Annotated in this window: 24 protein-coding genes; 10 read left to right on the forward strand and 14 right to left on the reverse strand. The window is 63.6% G+C overall.

The genetic code is table 11. The features are described from left to right. Nucleotides 1-21 precede the first annotated feature (21 nt). The 3 genes from LB520_RS09180 to LB520_RS09190 all read left to right on the forward strand — a co-directional run bounded on the left by LB520_RS09180 (nt 22) and on the right by LB520_RS09190 (nt 3,292). Complete coding sequence (locus LB520_RS09180; RefSeq protein ID WP_224637283.1) at nt 22-2,133, forward strand: EAL domain-containing protein; 2,112 nt, start codon at nt 22-24, stop codon at nt 2,131-2,133. Between the two features lie 90 nt (nt 2,134-2,223). Further along, the gene (locus LB520_RS09185) at nt 2,224-2,622 is read left to right on the forward strand and encodes a hypothetical protein (protein WP_224637284.1); all 399 of its coding nucleotides are present in this window, start codon (nt 2,224-2,226) and stop codon (nt 2,620-2,622) included. Between the two features lie 166 nt (nt 2,623-2,788). Continuing rightward, on the forward strand, nt 2,789-3,292 hold the full coding sequence (locus LB520_RS09190; protein ID WP_224637285.1) for a hypothetical protein: 504 nt from the start codon (nt 2,789-2,791) through the stop codon (nt 3,290-3,292). Between the two features lie 5 nt (nt 3,293-3,297). On the opposite strand, the gene LB520_RS09195 is transcribed toward LB520_RS09190, so the two are convergent. Together LB520_RS09195 and LB520_RS09200 are read right to left on the reverse strand one after the other, a co-directional pair. Next, nucleotides 3,298-3,597, reverse strand: a complete 300-nt coding sequence (locus tag LB520_RS09195) for an AzlD family protein (protein WP_224637286.1) — start codon at nt 3,595-3,597, stop codon at nt 3,298-3,300. Then, complete coding sequence (locus LB520_RS09200) at nt 3,594-4,337, reverse strand: AzlC family ABC transporter permease (protein WP_224637287.1); 744 nt, start codon at nt 4,335-4,337, stop codon at nt 3,594-3,596. The genes LB520_RS09195 and LB520_RS09200 overlap by 4 nt, the downstream gene beginning before the upstream one ends. Nucleotides 4,338-4,509: 172 nt before the next feature. On the opposite strand from LB520_RS09200, the gene LB520_RS09205 reads away from it, so the two are divergent. Then, a complete protein-coding gene (locus LB520_RS09205) occupies nt 4,510-4,968 on the forward strand; it encodes an Lrp/AsnC family transcriptional regulator (protein WP_040981044.1) in 459 nt (152 codons plus the stop codon). Nucleotides 4,969-5,009: 41 nt separating this feature from the next. Here LB520_RS09205 and LB520_RS09210 read toward each other — a convergent pair whose 3' ends face one another. From LB520_RS09210 to LB520_RS29350, 5 genes are all read right to left on the reverse strand, one after another. After that, nucleotides 5,010-5,330, reverse strand: a complete 321-nt coding sequence (locus LB520_RS09210) for a plasmid stabilization protein (RefSeq protein ID WP_095768382.1) — start codon at nt 5,328-5,330, stop codon at nt 5,010-5,012. A 36-nt stretch (nt 5,331-5,366) separates the two neighbouring features. After that, nucleotides 5,367-5,564, reverse strand: coding sequence for a hypothetical protein (locus LB520_RS09215; protein ID WP_140543043.1), 198 nt, complete (start codon nt 5,562-5,564; stop codon nt 5,367-5,369). A gap of 49 nt (nt 5,565-5,613) precedes the next feature. Continuing rightward, nucleotides 5,614-5,832 carry a hypothetical protein gene (locus LB520_RS09220; protein WP_140840683.1) on the reverse strand — a complete coding sequence of 73 codons (219 nt, stop codon included), beginning with the start codon at nt 5,830-5,832 and terminating at the stop codon, nt 5,614-5,616. Between the two features lie 27 nt (nt 5,833-5,859). Then, nucleotides 5,860-6,354, reverse strand: coding sequence for a hypothetical protein (locus LB520_RS09225; RefSeq protein ID WP_140840685.1), 495 nt, complete (start codon nt 6,352-6,354; stop codon nt 5,860-5,862). Nucleotides 6,355-6,498: 144 nt separating this feature from the next. After that, nucleotides 6,499-6,714, reverse strand: coding sequence for a KGG domain-containing protein (locus tag LB520_RS29350; RefSeq protein WP_095768385.1), 216 nt, complete (start codon nt 6,712-6,714; stop codon nt 6,499-6,501). A 324-nt stretch (nt 6,715-7,038) separates the two neighbouring features. Between LB520_RS29350 and LB520_RS09235 the strand changes: the two genes are divergently transcribed. After that, the gene (locus LB520_RS09235; RefSeq protein ID WP_140840687.1) at nt 7,039-7,263 is read left to right on the forward strand and encodes a hypothetical protein; all 225 of its coding nucleotides are present in this window, start codon (nt 7,039-7,041) and stop codon (nt 7,261-7,263) included. Between the two features lie 55 nt (nt 7,264-7,318). Here LB520_RS09235 and LB520_RS09240 read toward each other — a convergent pair whose 3' ends face one another. Beyond that, complete coding sequence (locus tag LB520_RS09240; RefSeq protein WP_224637288.1) at nt 7,319-8,212, reverse strand: alpha/beta fold hydrolase; 894 nt, start codon at nt 8,210-8,212, stop codon at nt 7,319-7,321. 39 nt (nt 8,213-8,251) lie between these two features. Then, nucleotides 8,252-8,482, reverse strand: a complete 231-nt coding sequence (locus LB520_RS09245) for a DUF6894 family protein (protein WP_095768388.1) — start codon at nt 8,480-8,482, stop codon at nt 8,252-8,254. 163 nt (nt 8,483-8,645) lie between these two features. On the opposite strand from LB520_RS09245, the gene LB520_RS09250 reads away from it, so the two are divergent. Continuing rightward, nucleotides 8,646-9,365, forward strand: coding sequence for a Crp/Fnr family transcriptional regulator (locus tag LB520_RS09250; protein ID WP_224637289.1), 720 nt, complete (start codon nt 8,646-8,648; stop codon nt 9,363-9,365). Between the two features lie 4 nt (nt 9,366-9,369). Here the strand turns inward: LB520_RS09250 and LB520_RS09255 are convergent, their stop codons facing one another. Continuing rightward, the gene (locus LB520_RS09255) at nt 9,370-9,669 is read right to left on the reverse strand and encodes a DUF982 domain-containing protein (protein WP_095768390.1); all 300 of its coding nucleotides are present in this window, start codon (nt 9,667-9,669) and stop codon (nt 9,370-9,372) included. Nucleotides 9,670-10,214: 545 nt separating this feature from the next. Here LB520_RS09255 and LB520_RS09260 point away from each other — a divergent pair. After that, complete coding sequence (locus LB520_RS09260) at nt 10,215-11,234, forward strand: SDR family oxidoreductase (RefSeq protein ID WP_224637290.1); 1,020 nt, start codon at nt 10,215-10,217, stop codon at nt 11,232-11,234. A 19-nt stretch (nt 11,235-11,253) separates the two neighbouring features. After that, nucleotides 11,254-11,559, forward strand: coding sequence for a hypothetical protein (locus tag LB520_RS09265; RefSeq protein WP_224637291.1), 306 nt, complete (start codon nt 11,254-11,256; stop codon nt 11,557-11,559). 22 nt (nt 11,560-11,581) lie between these two features. On the opposite strand, the gene LB520_RS09270 is transcribed toward LB520_RS09265, so the two are convergent. Continuing rightward, entirely contained in the window at nt 11,582-11,767 is a 186-nt protein-coding gene (locus tag LB520_RS09270) for a hypothetical protein (RefSeq protein ID WP_224637292.1), read from the reverse strand. A gap of 269 nt (nt 11,768-12,036) precedes the next feature. On the opposite strand from LB520_RS09270, the gene LB520_RS09275 reads away from it, so the two are divergent. After that, nucleotides 12,037-13,140: a flavodoxin family protein gene (locus LB520_RS09275; protein ID WP_224637293.1), complete on the forward strand. Its 1,104-nt coding sequence runs from the start codon at nt 12,037-12,039 to the stop codon at nt 13,138-13,140. Nucleotides 13,141-13,149: 9 nt separating this feature from the next. Beyond that, a complete protein-coding gene (locus LB520_RS09280; protein WP_224637294.1) occupies nt 13,150-14,208 on the forward strand; it encodes a YihY/virulence factor BrkB family protein in 1,059 nt (352 codons plus the stop codon). 26 nt (nt 14,209-14,234) lie between these two features. Here LB520_RS09280 and LB520_RS09285 read toward each other — a convergent pair whose 3' ends face one another. The 3 genes from LB520_RS09285 to LB520_RS09295 form a co-directional block, all read right to left on the reverse strand. Then, the gene (locus LB520_RS09285) at nt 14,235-14,447 is read right to left on the reverse strand and encodes a hypothetical protein (RefSeq protein ID WP_224637295.1); all 213 of its coding nucleotides are present in this window, start codon (nt 14,445-14,447) and stop codon (nt 14,235-14,237) included. A gap of 382 nt (nt 14,448-14,829) precedes the next feature. Further along, nucleotides 14,830-15,117 (reverse strand): DUF982 domain-containing protein, encoded by a 288-nt coding sequence (locus LB520_RS09290; protein ID WP_140841064.1) that lies wholly within the window; start codon nt 15,115-15,117, stop codon nt 14,830-14,832. 26 nt (nt 15,118-15,143) lie between these two features. Beyond that, nucleotides 15,144-15,446, reverse strand: coding sequence for a DUF982 domain-containing protein (locus tag LB520_RS09295; protein WP_224637296.1), 303 nt, complete (start codon nt 15,444-15,446; stop codon nt 15,144-15,146). Nucleotides 15,447-15,486 lie beyond the last annotated feature (40 nt).

Raw genomic sequence — 15,486 nt, forward strand, 5'->3', positions numbered from 1 at the left:
ACGGGATGGCAAGAACAAAGAATGGCGGACGACGATAAACGCAACGGTAAGTTCTGGGCGCTGGCGCTTGATCGCGCTCATCTCGGCCTATGGGACTGGAATTTGTCGACCGCCGATTGCTACTATTCGCCGACCTGGTCGAAGATGTTGGGCTATGAGGCGAACGAGCTCGCCAACACGCCCGATCTCTGGCTGAAGTTGACCCATCCCGACGATCGCCGGCGCGCGCAGGAAAGCGGCGACCGGCATATTGCGGGCCTCGTCGAATCCATCGAGACGGAGCTGCGCCTGCGCCACAAGGACGGCCACTGGGTCTGGGTGCTCGACCGCGGCGGCATTGTCGAGCGCGACGCCGACGGCAAGCCGCTTCGGATGATGGGCGTGCAGACCGACATCACCCGGCAGAAAGAGGCCGAGGCGGCGCTCGAGCAGGTCAACATCCGCTTCCGCCTCGCGATTGCCGCCAGCGGCACGGGCATCTGGCACCACGATATCGGTACGAAGAAGAGCTATTGGGACGCGCGCACGCGCGAGATCTTCGGCCTGATTGCCGATACCGATGAGGTGACGGCCGACCTCTGGCACACCTACCTTCATCCCGACGACAAGGAAGCTACCGAGCGAGCGCATCTGATCGCCCCCGGCTCGAACAGCGTCGTCGCCTCGCAATACCGGATCGTCCTGCGTGACGGCCAAGTCCGCCATCTCGAATCGCTGGTGCGTTTCATTGCCGGCGTCGGCTCGGCCGGCCAGATTTTGGGCACGGTACGCGACATCACCGAGGAGAAGACGCGCGCCGAGGAGCTTGCCTTCGCCGCGCGTCACGACGCGCTGACCGGGTTGCTCAACCGTTCGGCCTTCGACCGGCTGCTTGCCGAGAACATCGCCATGGCCGGGCGGCTGCCGCTTGCCGTGTTCTATGTCGATCTCGACTACTTCAAGGCGCTCAACGACTATGCCGGCCATGCCGCCGGAGACCTCGCGCTGAAGAGCGTCGCGGCGGGCATCCTCGCCAGCCTGCCCGCGTCGGCGCAGGCGGCGCGCCTCGGCGGCGACGAATTCGCGCTTTTGGTGCCGAACTGCAATGACGCCTGTGCCGAGCACCTTGCCCGCGCGGTGCTTGCCGCGGTGCGCGACGCCGATATCGGCACTGCCGTCACCTCGCGCAGGCTTGCCGCCAGCATCGGCATCGCCTTCGTGCGCGACCCCAACATGAGCGTGGCCGACGCGCTCGCCTGCGCCGACGATGCCTGCTACGCCGCCAAGGCCGGCGGCCGGGACCGCTTCGCGGTGTTCTCGCCGGAAACGACGTCGGGCGCCGGCCTCAATGCCGCGCGGCTGGCCGCGGACCTTGTCGATGCGATGGAGGACGGCCGGTTGAAGCTGTTCGGCCAGCAAATCCATCGGCTCGGCCAGCCATGGGAAGATAGCCGCCACGTCGAGGTGCTGGCCAGGCTCGAGGCCCGCAACGGCAAGATGATCCCGCCCGGCGATTTCATGCCGGTCGCCGAACGCTTCGGCCTTGCCGCCCGGCTCGACCGCTGGATCATCCGCACCGCGCTGACGCGCCACGGCGAGGCGATGCGCGCGGGCGCCATCTCGCTCGACTTCAATTTGTCGGCGCAGACGCTTTCCGATCCGCAGCTCTGGGATTTCGTCGACGATGCGATCGCCGACAGTGGCGCGCCGGCGCCGGCCATCGGCTTCGAGATCACCGAAACCGCCGCCGTCACCAATTTCGATGCCGCGGCCGAGTTCGTGCGCAAGGCCAGGCAACGCCGCTGCCGCGTCAGCCTCGATGATTTCGGTGCCGGGATGAGTTCGTTCGAATATCTCAGGCGCTTCCCCGTCGATGCTATCAAGATCGACGGCTCCTTCGTCGAGCACATCGCCGAAAGCCGGTTCGACCGCGAGATCGTTTCGGCGATCACTGGTATCGCCCGCTCGATGGGCGCTGCCGTGGTTGCAGAGAAGGTCGAGGAAAAGAACGCGCTGGAGATCCTCATGGGCATGGGCGTTGCCTATGGCCAGGGCTATTTCCTGCACCGGCCCGAGCCGCTGGAAGCAATCGCGGCAAGAGCCATAAGCGGCACTGTGTCACCGGCACGGCCGCATGCCAGTCGGCACAAATAAGGCATCCCTAAAATTGCAATCACTCACTTAAGGGCGCCGTAATCCGGCGCGACGATGATCCGATCTCACAAAACGGACCGGAGCGCGTGGATGAAAACCCTTCCCTTGTTTGCGGCAACTGCAATCGGCCTGCTCGGCATCTTCGCCACGCAGCCGTCTTATGCCGGCTCGGACCACGGTGGCGGGGTGACGCCATCCACGATCGAAGGTGACGACGATCAGGTCAATACATCCAGCGTCAGCGACGATCATGAGGCCGCGGAGAATGATGAGGCCGGGCACAAGGGTGACGGCGCCGCTACCGGCTCGCGTGAAGGCGACCAGGACGGCGATCATCAGGGCGACGATCATGACGGCGATCACGAAGGCGGGGACGGTGCCAGCCATGACGGCGGCGCAGACAGCGGCGGCCACGACGGCGGCGCAGACAGCGGCGGCCACGACGGCGGCGCAGACAGCGGCGGCCATGACGGTGGCGGGGACGACTGAGTCTTGGGGTGATAACACGCCCATCGTTAAAAGGTGAGCCATCCTTCTATCGAACTCTTAGGACAACTGGGCTAATTGCCTGTGAAACGCTTTGCTCGGAATATGACGTCTTGGCTCGACTGTCCGGCGTCCGAACCATGACGGAGGGCCGCCTGCGAGACCCGTAATGTCCTCGACCGTCAACATCGCCCTTGTGACCCTGCAGCCGCAGCGCCTGTTGCCGACGGCCAGGCCGGCTGCCAGTAGCCACAGCGCCGTCGGCGCCGCGGCTTCGCCGCTCATGCAGGCGGAGCCCACGGCCCCAGCATCCAAGTTCAGCCTCGACAACCTCAATATCACAGCGACGAAGGTCCGACTGATGGAACGTGCGGGCAATGAGTTCCGCATCGATCAGGCCGAATACGACTCAGTGTCGTCCTACGGTACGGCGATCAAGAACGCCGTCGAAGCGTTGAAACGGCAATCGCCGTCGGTGATCGCCGAGATCGAGAGACAGCTTGGCCTGGACCAGCTTGGCGTTTCTCTCGATACGCTCGTTGACGCGATAGTCGATCCGCGAGGCAGCGATAGCAAAAGGCTGGATGCCGCGTTGAAGCAGCATGCGGACGGACCGGGCGCAGGCAACGCCGCTTCGATCCAGCCGGGCGAGCTCGGGCTTTACGGCGGCTGAGGCAGCTAGCCTATAAGCCATCTCAGCATGCCCGCCGAAGCCACCCCGATCACCACCGTCGGCAGCATCGACAGCCGTGTCGCCGCCAGCACCGTGATTGCAAGCGCCGCCAGATCGGCCGGATTCTTCGAGACGAAATCCGGAGCGATCACCGAGATCAGCACGCAGCCGGGCGCGGCTTCCATCACCGCCGTGGCGCGCGGGCCGAGCACGCGGTTCCTCAGCACCACATAGCCGCCGACGCGGGTGAGATACGTCACGCCGGCCATCGCCAGGATGGCGAGCACGGTCATCGGATCGATCATCTCTCACCTGCCAGGAACCACGCGGCCATCAGGCCGGACAAGGCACCGGCCGCCACATACCAGGCGCCAGGCACGACGAGATAGGTGAGCGCCGCCACCGCCAGGCTGACCAGCCAGGGCCGCGCCGCGGCAAAGCCCGTCCACATGCCCCGAAGCAACACCAGGAAGACAGCAGGGAAAGCCAAGGCAAAACCGTAGGTCTCGACGTCGCCGAGCACCGGCCCGAGTGCCGCGCCGCAGGTCGTGAACGCCACCCAGGCGAGATAGAAGGGCAGGGCGGCGCCCAGATAAAAGGCCAGGCTGAAGGCCGGCCGCATGCCGGCGTCGGCGCGCTGCCGCGCATCCGCGAGGCCTACGGCCCAGCTCTCGTCGCACATCAGGAACAGCGCCGGAAAAACCTGCCGCTTCGGCAGATGGTTGATGAACGGCGCAAGTGCGGCGCCCATCAGGAAATGCCGGCTGTTGACCAGAAAGGTGATGGCGGCGATCAACAGGATATGCGGCGGCGAAGTCCAGAGCTGGATCGCGGCGAATTCTGAGCCGCCGGCGAAATTGAGGCCGGTCATCAGCGGCACCTCGGCCACGCTCAGGCCCTTCTGCGCGGCCTGCGCGCCGAGCACCAGCGCGTAGGGGATGATGCCGAGCAGCACTGGCGTCGAAGCGGCGAGCCCGCGCCGGAACTCGCCGCCGCGTCCATCGGTGCTTTGACCCTCGGCGAGGGCGATCTCGGAAACGCTCATGGCTTTGCTTTCGGCTGGCCTCGCGGCCGCCGTTCTCCCGCTCGGTTGTGGGTTGCCTATCGGTGGGGCACTATAGCCGAACGGCCTCGCAATCGGATTGCGAAGATGCCCCATTTTTGTCAAAATTCAGCATTGAATGGCGCATTCAAGCAAAAGATTGGAATTTGGCACTATGAAGCTAGATGAGATCGACAGGCGCATCCTGCGCGCCTTGCAGCGCGACGGGCGCATGGCCAACAACGATCTGGCCAAGGAAGTCGGCCTCTCTCCGTCGCCTTGCCTGCGGCGCGTCAAGTTGCTGGAGGAGGCCGGCGTCATCGACCGCTACGTCGCGGTGCTCAACCCGGCCAAGATCGGCCGCGGCCAGACCTTCTTCACCCGCATCTGGCTGAAGCAGCAGGATGAGGACACGATCGAGCATTTCGCCGCCGAGGTGGCGAAATTCCCCGAAGTGATGGAGTGCTATCTGATGCTGGGCGACTGCGACGCGATGGTACGGATCGTGGCGGCCGGCATCGACGACTACCGCCGCTTCCAGTCGGAGCATCTGAGCCGCATCAAGGGCGTGCAGAACGTCAAGACGGATGTGCCAAGCCAGACGATCAAGCAGACCTCGGAGATGCCGCTGTGAGGCTCTTGCCTTCTCCACAAGAAGGGGAGAAGGCAAAGTCCTCAATGATGGGCGTGGTGCTCCGCATTGCGCTTGCGCGTGGCCGCTGCCTTCTTCGCGGAAGCGGAGCGCGCGGCCGCCGATCGCTCGCCCGAAGCCTTGCCGCCAGCTTTCCCGCCCTTATGCGCCGCCGGATGGCCAGTGTGCTTGCCGCGGCCGGAGCCGCCTGCCTTCTTGCCGCCGGCGTCGTCCTTGTTGACCGTCGCCCAGGCGCGGCGCTCGGCTTCTTTCTCGGACACGCCGCGCTTCTCGTAGCCTTCGGCGATATGGTCGGCCTTGCGTTCCTGCTTGTCGGTGTATTTCGATTTATCTCCGCGTGGCATTGTCCTGCTCCTTGTTGCGCTGAGTGATTGAGAGTCTCAGGAACCCTTTTTCTTGGCGACGTCGCCGAGGTCGGCCCGTTCCGGATCCTTGTTGTTCTCGTCGGCCGCGTCGCGATCCTCGTCGGGATCATCCTTGGCCGGTAGATAGCCGCGCGGCTTGTTGGCTTTCGGGCCTTCCCAGCGCGGCCATTGATCGGAGGTTCCGGGACGTCCGGTATTGGGTGAATTGCTCATCTTAACCTCGCTTTCGAGAAGGCCGGTTGCCTCCGTCCTTGGAGAACCGTCAGCCTTCCGCTTTCATGGTCCGTGCGATCTTCAAGAGTTTGTCGCGGTCGTGCCCGTGCTCCCGGATCAGTTCACGTGCCTGCTTCGGCGACAGATCGGTGTTCTCCGCCAGGAAGCGCACGTCGGGATCGTCGCCGCCCTTGGTCGGCAAATTGCCGGTCGCCGTCGCATCGGCGGCGCCCGGCCGGTTCGGTATATTGTCGTTCGCCTGGGTCATCGCAGGCCTCCTTCGATTTCCGCCGTATCAGTTCGCTGTCTGGGAGTGCCTGCGGCGCGCTTCCTTCTTGCGGCGCAGCACCTCGTCGGTGCCGACGATGTCCTTCGAGCCGCCGGTGATCGCAGTCGAGACCACGGCCGGCGGATCGCTTGCCGGAAAGGAGTCCTCAAGGCCGGACTGCAACTGCTCCTCCAGCGTATCCGGGTCTTCCGAACGGCCTTCGGCGCGACGTCCGTCGATCTCTTCCAGATCTTGCTTGGCGTCGGGATGCTCGCGCACATTGCGCAGCGTCGACACGACGAGTTCTACGGCGAATTCCTTCATCTCCTCGCCGTGCGGGGCGGCGACGTCGGTCTCCTCGACCAGGCGAACAAGCGATTGTTCGAGCTTGTCCAACTCGCGCATGCCCTGGCAGTGCCCAAGTTTCTGCGCCAGTGCTTGGATCAGCAACGGACCGAAGGTCGAGTAGGCTTGCATGCGGGTCTCATCCACCTGTTCGGGATGAAGTGTTTGCAGCGACATTGATGCCTCCGTTCAAACATCCTGCGGCGGCAGCCTGGGCAACCGACTGAAGAGGAACTGGAGGGCGGGGCAGAAGTTCCATCGCGGGGTCGATCCCGCGGGCAGATGAAATGGCGTCCGTGAAGGACACGGACGCCATTGAATTCAGCGCTGACCGCCTTTACGGCCGGCCTCGGAGGCGCGCTGGCGGTCTTCGGCGAAGTTGCCGCTGCCACCTCGGTGCTGGCCGGCGCTCCGCTGACCCATGTTGCGGTCCTCGGCCTGCTGCTGCCCGCTGCCGCGATGCTGGTCTTCGCGGTTCTTGTGGCTCTGCTGGCCGGCCTTGACGTGCTGTTCGTGGGTTCCGCCTTGATTGGGCATATCGAATTCTCCGTTAATTCGGATTTTTCTTGAGGGTGAATTCAAGGACGCGTCCAACATCCCTGAGTAAGGGCAACAGGCGTCGGCAACCGATGTTCCGGTCGAAACATTTTGTGACTCGTCAGACTGAAGTCCGATCCGGCCAGCGCATTGGGCTGGCTTGTGCAACCAAACCTCCTTTTGCGAATTGGTGAGCGGCCGACGAGAAAGCCCCCTCCATCGCCGGCTATCATGGTGCCCGCCGGTCAGCCCCGCGCAATTCCGGCGGGCACCGTTATCCATAAACAGAAGGCCGCGCAGCCGACCTCGGAGCGAGACGACGTTTTGACCTATATCTCTGCAAAGCCCGCTCGGCAGGATGCCGAAAGCCTGCCTGCCAATGACAACCAGCGTACCACCCTTGCCGATCTTTCGTTCCTCGACATCATCAATGACGAGGACGAGGTCGCCGATATTGCCAGGCGCGCAGAGCGTCTCGGCCATGCCGCGCTCATCACAATGGCGATCGGCCTGGCGGCCCTGCCGTTGCTCTGGCTGATGCTGAGGTGAGCCAGGCCGACCGGCCGCTTGGCCGGCCGGCGCCATCTGCCGGAAAGGATCGTCTCTATCTTCCGGAAAAGAAGGCGTCGAGCGTGGCCGCCGTTTCGATCGGCGATTCCTCCGGAAAGAAATGGCCGCCGGGCATCGCCCCGCCGCTGGCATCGTCGGCCCAGTTCCGCCATATGCCCAGCGGTCCGTCTTCGTCCCGATACCATTCGGCCAGCGCGCCATGCTCGCTCCACAGCGCCAGCACGGGGCAGGATATACGCCGGCCGGCCTCGCGGTCCGCATGGTCGTGCAGCCGGTCGAGCGAAGCCGCCGCGCGATACTCTTCGCAGATGGCGTGGATATGCGCCGGATCGCGCAGCGCATCGACATAAGCCTGCCGTACGCCGGGCGGGAACGCGTTGGCTGCGGATCCCCAGCCGGAAAGCGCATTGTCGACGATTGCTTCGGCCGTCGCCGCCAATATCGTCTCCGGCAGCGGCTCGGGCTGCGCCAGCAGCGACCACGGCCAAAAACTTAGCGCCAGCCTGCCATCGGCCCGGTCCCAGACCTCGGCGGTAGGGACGATGTCGAGCACGGCGAGCTTCTCGACGCGGTCCGGATGATCGAGCGCCAGCCGGTAGGCGACGCGCCCGCCGCGATCATGGCCGGCGACCAGGAAACGTTGGAAGCCGAGGTCCCCCATGAGCGCCGCCATGTCGGCGGCCATGGCGCGCTTGCCGTAGGGCGCATGGTCGGTGGCCGATGGCGGGCAGGAGCTTTGCCCATAACCGCGCAGATCGGCACAGACGACGCTGAAATCCCGCGCCAGGCTGGGCGCCACGTCGCGCCACATCGCATGCGTTTCGGGAAAGCCGTGCAGCAGGAGCAGGCCGGGCCCGCTGCCGCCATGGCGGACGAAGATACGCGCCTCGCCGGTGTCTACTTCCAATGTGTCAAAATCGGCGAACATGCTTGGCTCCGGCGGGATGCGATGCTGATGGCAAAGGCCTCACTTCCAGGCCGAGTCCAGCGTCAGCGACGCCTCGAATATCTGCTCCTTCTCGGTGCGCAGCTTCACGGTGATCTTCAACTGTTCGGTCCCGGGCGCCTCGTCGCGGGCAATGTCGTGCAGGATGCGCAACGCCTCAAGACGGGCACGCTCGCGGTCGGCAAAAAGCTGCCCGTGGTCGTCAATCTGGCCATGCTCGGCGTTATGGAGGTCGAAATAATAGCGTTCCATCGGTGAAGCACTCCGGGCGTTTGGCAAGTTCAATCCCTGGCCCCGATCATGGTTCCAAGCGGTTGATCCTCAGGGAAATCCGCGGCGCGCCGGCCCTTGCTGCGCGGCCGCCTGCAACCGGCCCAGCCCTGCGGCGTTAGCTGTTGCCCATGGAGAACCGCGGATGCTGGAATCGCTTTACCTCAACCTCGGCCAGCATGACGTCCTGTCAGAAGAAGAGAAGGCGCTGCTCGCCGGCGCCATGTCGCTCGAAAGATACGTCGCCGCCGGCGAGGATATCGTCACGGAAGGCAGGCGGCCGACCTACAGCACGCTCATCATCGACGGGTTTGCCGCCCGCTACAAAGTGTTGGAGCACGGCGGCCGCCAGTTCACCTCGCTGCAGGTCGCGGGCGATTTCGTCGACCTTCATGCTTTTTTGCTGAAGACGATGGACCATGGCATCGTCGCGCTATCTCCCTGCCATGTCGCCGCAGCGGAGCATAGCAAGCTCAAGACGATTACCGAGCAGGCGCCGCACCTTACCCGGCTGTTGTGGCTGGACACGCTCGTCGATGGCGCCATTCACCGCGAATGGATCGTGGCCATGGGCCGGCGCTCCAAGACCTCTCATCTCGCGCATTTGATATGCGAGCTGTTCGTCAGGTTGCAGGTGGTGAAAAAGACGCGCGAGATGAGCTTCCATCTGCCGCTGTCGCAGGCCGAGCTCGCCGACGTGCTCGGCCTCTCCGTCGTCCATATGAACCGGGTCATCGGCACGCTGCGCCGCATGAACGTGGTCAACTGGACGAACCATATGATCACGATCCTCGACTGGGAGCGGCTGGTTGCGATTGCCGAATTCGATCCAACCTATCTCAGCATGACGCGCGAGCCGAGATAGGCATCTAGCTGCGCGGAGTCTTGGAGCGCGACCACAGCTCGTCCAGCATGGTAAGCGCGGCACTCGGCTGGGCAGGCCTCAGCAGGCCCTGCTGCGCGGCGACCTTCTTGAAGGCGGCAAAGGCGATTGCCGGACGGCAGGTGCCGGCGATCGCGTCGTCCACCAGCCGGGCCGCCTCGAGATAGGCCGGCGCCTCCTTGTTCTTCCATGCGCCTCCAAGCGCCTTCTTGGCCTCGGCAACGGTGGTGACCACCATCGTGCCGCCGCTGACGAAGCGTATGGTGAGGGGCAGGAAACGGCTCATCGGTCCTTCACCATCCGAGCCATTCGCGCGTGCGCCAGGCAAGACCGACAAAGGGAGCGGCCGTGATCATGGTGGCGGCGAGAATAAAAAGCGGACTGTTCGTACGCATGGATTTCATGTTTCACCGTAAAAATTGCGGATGGCAGTAAACGATGACTTCGGCAGTCGGTTGCATCCGGCCGGCTGGTCCGAGGCTGCAAATCCGAGGCTACATATTGCTCGCGGGCCGGGCCGGCGGCGCCGGGCGGTGCGGCGGACGTGGGCGCGGCCTGAGCGGCACCTCGGCCAGCGAAGCGCGGATCACCCTGACGGGGACTGGTGGCGCTGCGGCGCGCCGGCGCAGCATTGCGGCCGAGAGACTGCCGATGAGAGTTCGAACGTCCATGTGGACTCCTCCTGAAGAGTCCCCCAGCGACCAAGCGTTAGCACCGCGGCCGGGCGGCCGCATTTAACTTTGATGTACGCGCAGGCATCTCGGCGAGGTGCGGCGATCCAAGGGCCAACCTTTTCCGTTGGCATGCGTTGTCCTCCGAAAGGAGATGACCATGCCGACCAGCAGCCGAACGAAAATCGACACAGCCAGAAAATCAGCGACCGCCAAGAAGACAGACACGGCGAAGGCCGCGAACAGGCAGCGCGGCGTGCAGCGCAAGGTCGATGCCACGGACCGCAGCAAGCCGAAGCCGGAAGCGCCGGGCGCCATGCAGGCCGGCGCGCGCAAATACCCCACGCCGCCTTTCCCCAGGCAGCATCATCCCAAGCCCGGTGAGGAATGGGCGATCGAGCCCGCGCCGCTTTATGATGCGCCCTTCTGGCAAGGGTCGGGCAAGCTCAAGGACAAGGTCGCGCTGATCACCGGCGGCGATTCCGGCATCGGCCGCGCTGTGGCCGTGCTGTTCGCACGCGAGGGTGCCGATGTCGCCATCGCCTATCTCAGCGAGGACCGCGATGCCGAGGCGACTAAGCATGCGATTGAGGCGGAGGGCAGGCGCTGCATCACCTTGCGCGGCGATGTCGCCGAACGCGCCTTCTGCCGCAAGGCGGTGGCGGAGACGCTCAAGGCCTTCGGCAAGCTCGACGTGCTGGTCAACAATGCTGCCTTTCAAATCCACTCGGCCGATTTCGCCGATCTGACCGAGGAGCATTTCGACACCACGCTGAAGACCAATCTCTACGGCTATTTCCATATGGCTCAGGAAGCCGTGCCGCACATGGCGCCGGGTTCTGCCATCATCAACACCGGTTCGGTCACCGGCATCGAGGGTTCGAAGGAACTGGTCGACTACTCGATGACCAAGGGCGGCATTCACGCCTTCACCCGCGCTCTCTCCGGCAACCTCATCTCGAAGGGCATCCGCGTCAATGCGGTGGCGCCGGGTCCGGTCTGGACGCCGCTCAACCCATCCGAAAAACAAGCGGAAGACGTTTCGCAGTTCGGCGCCAAGACGCCGATGAAGCGGCCCGCCCAGCCGGAGGAGATCGCGCCGGCCTATGTGTTCCTGGCCTCGCCGCAATGCTCGAGCTACATCACCGGCGAAATCCTGCCGATCATCGGGGGTTACTGACACCCATGAGGAGGATCTCATGAAAAAAGCGCTTCTCATTGCAGCCGTCACCCTGACCCCGGCCCTGCCGGCGGTGGCCCAGAATGCCGCCCAGCCGAACGACCAGCAGGCGCAGAACTGCCAGGCCAAGCCCGACGCCAACGACCAGCAGCAGAAACAAAAGCAGCAGGCCGACACGGATGAGCTGTCGAAAAAACTCGGCAATTGCGGCGGCGTGCTGAAGCCGCCGCCGACCGGCGACAAGAACGCGACGCCGCCGCCCCCGACAGGCAGCGACATGCCGGTGATCAAGCCGGGCGAAATTCCGCCGCAGACCGGCCAATGAGGCCGTCTTCAACAACAAGGGTTCAATGCTTGCGCTTCTCGCCCTCGGTCGCCTTGGCGGCCGGCAAGTTGTGGGCCTCGCGTATCATCTGCAATGCCTCCTCACGCGTGAGGCCGCATTTGCGGGCAAAGTAGGCCGCTTCGAGGATCTCGGCCTCGGAAGCCACCGAAACAGTGGAAGCCGGCCGTCTGTGCTTCTTCTTGGCCATCGGGTTCACCGCGCCATGAATCACTTAGTCAGCTAAATATAGGCCCGTTGTTTCTCATTGCAAATTCACCGCTGCTTTTGGCGATCCTGCTGGGCTGCCTGTGCCATTGGGGAACCATTGCACCGGCACAGGATTGTGACTTGCGGGCCGCGTCAGCCGGACCTGGTGGCAAAGAGAACAGGGCTGGTTTCTCCGGCTTCCCGCCCTGGCCAACGAAAAGGCAGTCGAGCTCTTGTCCCACCCGGCCCGCTCCGAGCTTGGGGCAGTACATGGCAGTGGATACGGAATTAAACGGTGGCGGCGTCGAACCGCGCAAGGGCATGCCCAGCCCGCGTCTCGGCGAGAGCGAGTTCAAGCAACGCTACAGGAAGCTGTTCTACGATCCGGCCTTCGAGCCGGAGGCCGAAGCCATAGGCAGGCTGGCCGAAATCGCTTGGCAGGCCTATAGCGAGGAACGCAAAAGTCCGGTGACCCGCAAAGCGGGAGAGGGTTTTCACGACCCAAGCTACGATCTCTCCGTCGAATGGATCGCCGCTCACGATGCGGTCAAGGCCGCGCAACGGCGCCACGAGGACAGAACTGCACCCTCGCGCATCCTGATCATCAACGGCTCCTCACGCAGCGAGCATACTTGCCCGGGCGAAATGTCGAAAAGCTTTCGTCTCGTCGAACTGGCGCGCCGCGCCATTGCCGGCAGGCCGGGCTTTTCCGTTGAAGTGCTCGATCTGTCGCGGCTCGCTTCCGAATATGGCCGCAGGATCTACCCTTGCAAGGCCTGCTTCTCGACAGCGGCGGCGCTCTGCCACTGGCCGTGCTCGTGCTATCCGAACCATTCGCTCGGCCAGGTGCACGACTGGATGAGCGACATTTATCCCCTTTGGGTCGAGGCGCATGGCGTGATGATCATCACGCCCGTCAACTGGTATCAGACCTCCTCGCCGGTGAAGTTGATGATGGACCGGCTGGTCTGCGCTGACGGTGGCAATCCCGATCCGTCTTTGACGCAGGGCAAGGATGCAGCGCTTGCCAAGCAAGCCGAACTCGCTGGCTGGAGCTATCCCCGCCATCTCGAAGGCCGGTTGTTTTCGGTTGTCGTTCATGGCGATACGGAAGGCGCTGCGAACGTGCGGCATGCGCTTGCCGACTGGCTGCGTTCGATGAAGCTCGATCCCGTCGGCGAGATTGCCGAACTCGACCGCTATATTGGCTACTGGAAGCCCTATGCAACCAGCCATGACGAGCTCGACGCTGACAAGGACGTTCAGGTTGAAGTAACCAACGCCGCGCTAGCCCTGGCCGAAGCGGTGGCGAGGCGCCGGGCAGGGGAATTCCCCACCATCGGAGCCGACCTCAAGGATCCACGCCCAAAATAGAGGAAGAAGATGCCGCGCTGGGCCAACGAAGGCTGGACAATCCTCAAGGAAAGCGTCTCCGGCTATATTGCCGACAATGCGCTGAGCCACGGCGCGGCGATGGCGTTCTACGCCACCACCTCGCTGGCGCCGATCCTGCTGATCGTGGTCGCGATTGCTGGCTTCGTCATCGGCAATGATGCTGCGCAATTGGCGCTCTCGGCACAGATATCGGGCGTCATGGGACCGCAGAGCGCTGATCTTCTCAAGGCAACGGTCGAGACCGCCTCGCAGCGCGGGTCCGGTACTTTGGCCGCCTTGATCGGGCTGGTCACGCTTTTGATCACCGCGTCCGGCGTCTTCGGCGAGATGCAGCAGACGTTGAACGAGATTTGGAAGGTCAAGCCCACCAGCGTGTCGTTTTCGCGCCTGGTGCGGGCGAGGGCGGTGAGCCTCGGACTTGTGGCGGCGCTCGGCTTCCTGCTGCTGGTGTCGCTTGCGGCCAGCACTGCAATCGCCGCGCTTGGCGAAGTCATTAACCGCAGCCTGCCGTTTGGAACGCTGATCGTCAGCGGCATCAACACGGTCGTCTCCTTCGCATTGATCGCGCTGCTCTTCGCCGCGATCTACAAAGTCCTGCCGGACCGCACGCTCAAATGGCGCGATGTCGGCATCGGCGCTGCGGTCACGGCGCTGCTCTTCACCATCGGCAAGTCGCTGATCGGCTGGTACATCGGCACCAGCGCCATAGCGACGTCTTACGGAGCGGCGGGCGCGCTGATGGTGGTGCTGGTCTGGGTTTATTATTCGGCACAGATTTTTCTTTTCGGTGCCGAGATTACCCGCGCCTATTCGGTACGGCGCGGCAGCCGGCGCGACCTCGCGCCGGTCGTTGCGAATGCAACCGACCGGGCTGCGCCGCACCATGCCGAAGAAGTAGCCAAACCGGGGACGACGATGCCGGCCGACGCTGGTACAAGTGTCGGCGCGGCGGCGCCTCGGGCATCCGGCGGCGGGATCGTCCTATGGATTGTCCTCGGCAGCCTGATCACTCTGCTTGTCACGGGGGTCTTGCGCCGCTCAGGCTGACACGACCTCATCGCCGGGCTCGTGCCTTACCGCCGTTCTTCCTGCCGTTTCTCGATTTCGTAGGACAGCCAGCGGCAGAACATCCCGATAACCGAGCTAGCGGCTCCGCCGAGCAGACAAGCAATCAGCAACGGACTTTTCGAGGCATTGTCCCAGCTGGCGATCGCCAGCAGCGCCACGCTCACTGTGGAAATCAGATACCCTGTACCCTTGAGAAGATGAAGCGACGATCTGGTCATGTTGGCCCGCCTTCCAATGAACAGACAATCAGGATCGAGGTTCCATTTAGCCGATGTTCCTCCACGACGGTGGCGGCATGAGGCACTTGCTGGAAACCAGGGAAGGCAGGCTGGCCCGGCCGCGACATACAACTCACTTGGACTGAAGTCGCACGCAGCGCCGCTTTGGTCCAAGCAGTGAAACCTTGGCCCGCCGTTGGTGGTTGTGGGACGGTTTGACGGATATTTGAGTCCCTTCATCGTCAACTGTTTGAACGCCCATCATTCCCGCGACTGGTGGGCGTTCATTCGAGGCCAACGATCCAGTGCCAAGGGGCGGACCGGATGACATGCGGCACGCTGTGAGGCGCCCCGACAGCGGTCGCGGGGCGCGCGCCGATCCTCATCGATAATCTGACGGCCGAGCTTTTTCTATCGCGGGGGGGATTGGTCCGTCCTCGACAAGGATATCCTTCTTGCGCGCGAATGCGGCGAAAACGCCTCGCGCGGTTTCCGCGTCGACTTCGCCGACCAAAGCCGCCTTGCAGGCACGGATAGCCGCTTTCTGCTCCGGGCTATTGCCGCACCAGTCGGTCGCGAACTGATAGGCATCGACGACGGTGTTCAGTTGCCGGGGAAAGCCCAGTCCGACCCAAACGCGAAGGGGTTTCTCGAAAGGTTTGGAAAGCATCGCGAACTCCCATAACCGCGAAACTTTCAAACAGTCAGTCCGCCGCCGCGGCCGCCTTTGCCGGTCATCCATGGCAAGGGCATACTCACGTCCTCGAGAATTTTGACCGACCTTGCGAAACCGCTAAAGGCATCTCTGGCGGCAGTCAGCGGATAGCCGCTGTCGAATGCCCGCTGGCAGGCACGAAGTGCCGTTTCAAAGATGGTTCCGCGCCTGTTCTTGGGCCACGCGTAGAGAAATTCCAGGGCATCTTCCAGGCACGCGATTTCCTGGATGAGGCTGTCTTCGCTCTTCACGAAAACAGGGCTGTCGAACATGCGATCGTTCATAACGTCCTCCAATCGAACGAACAATTGAGTTCAGGCAACG

Origin of the sequence: Mesorhizobium sp. CA12, from assembly GCF_020165255.1 — a bacterium.
In the GTDB taxonomy this organism is placed as follows: Bacteria; Pseudomonadota; Alphaproteobacteria; order Rhizobiales; family Rhizobiaceae; genus Mesorhizobium.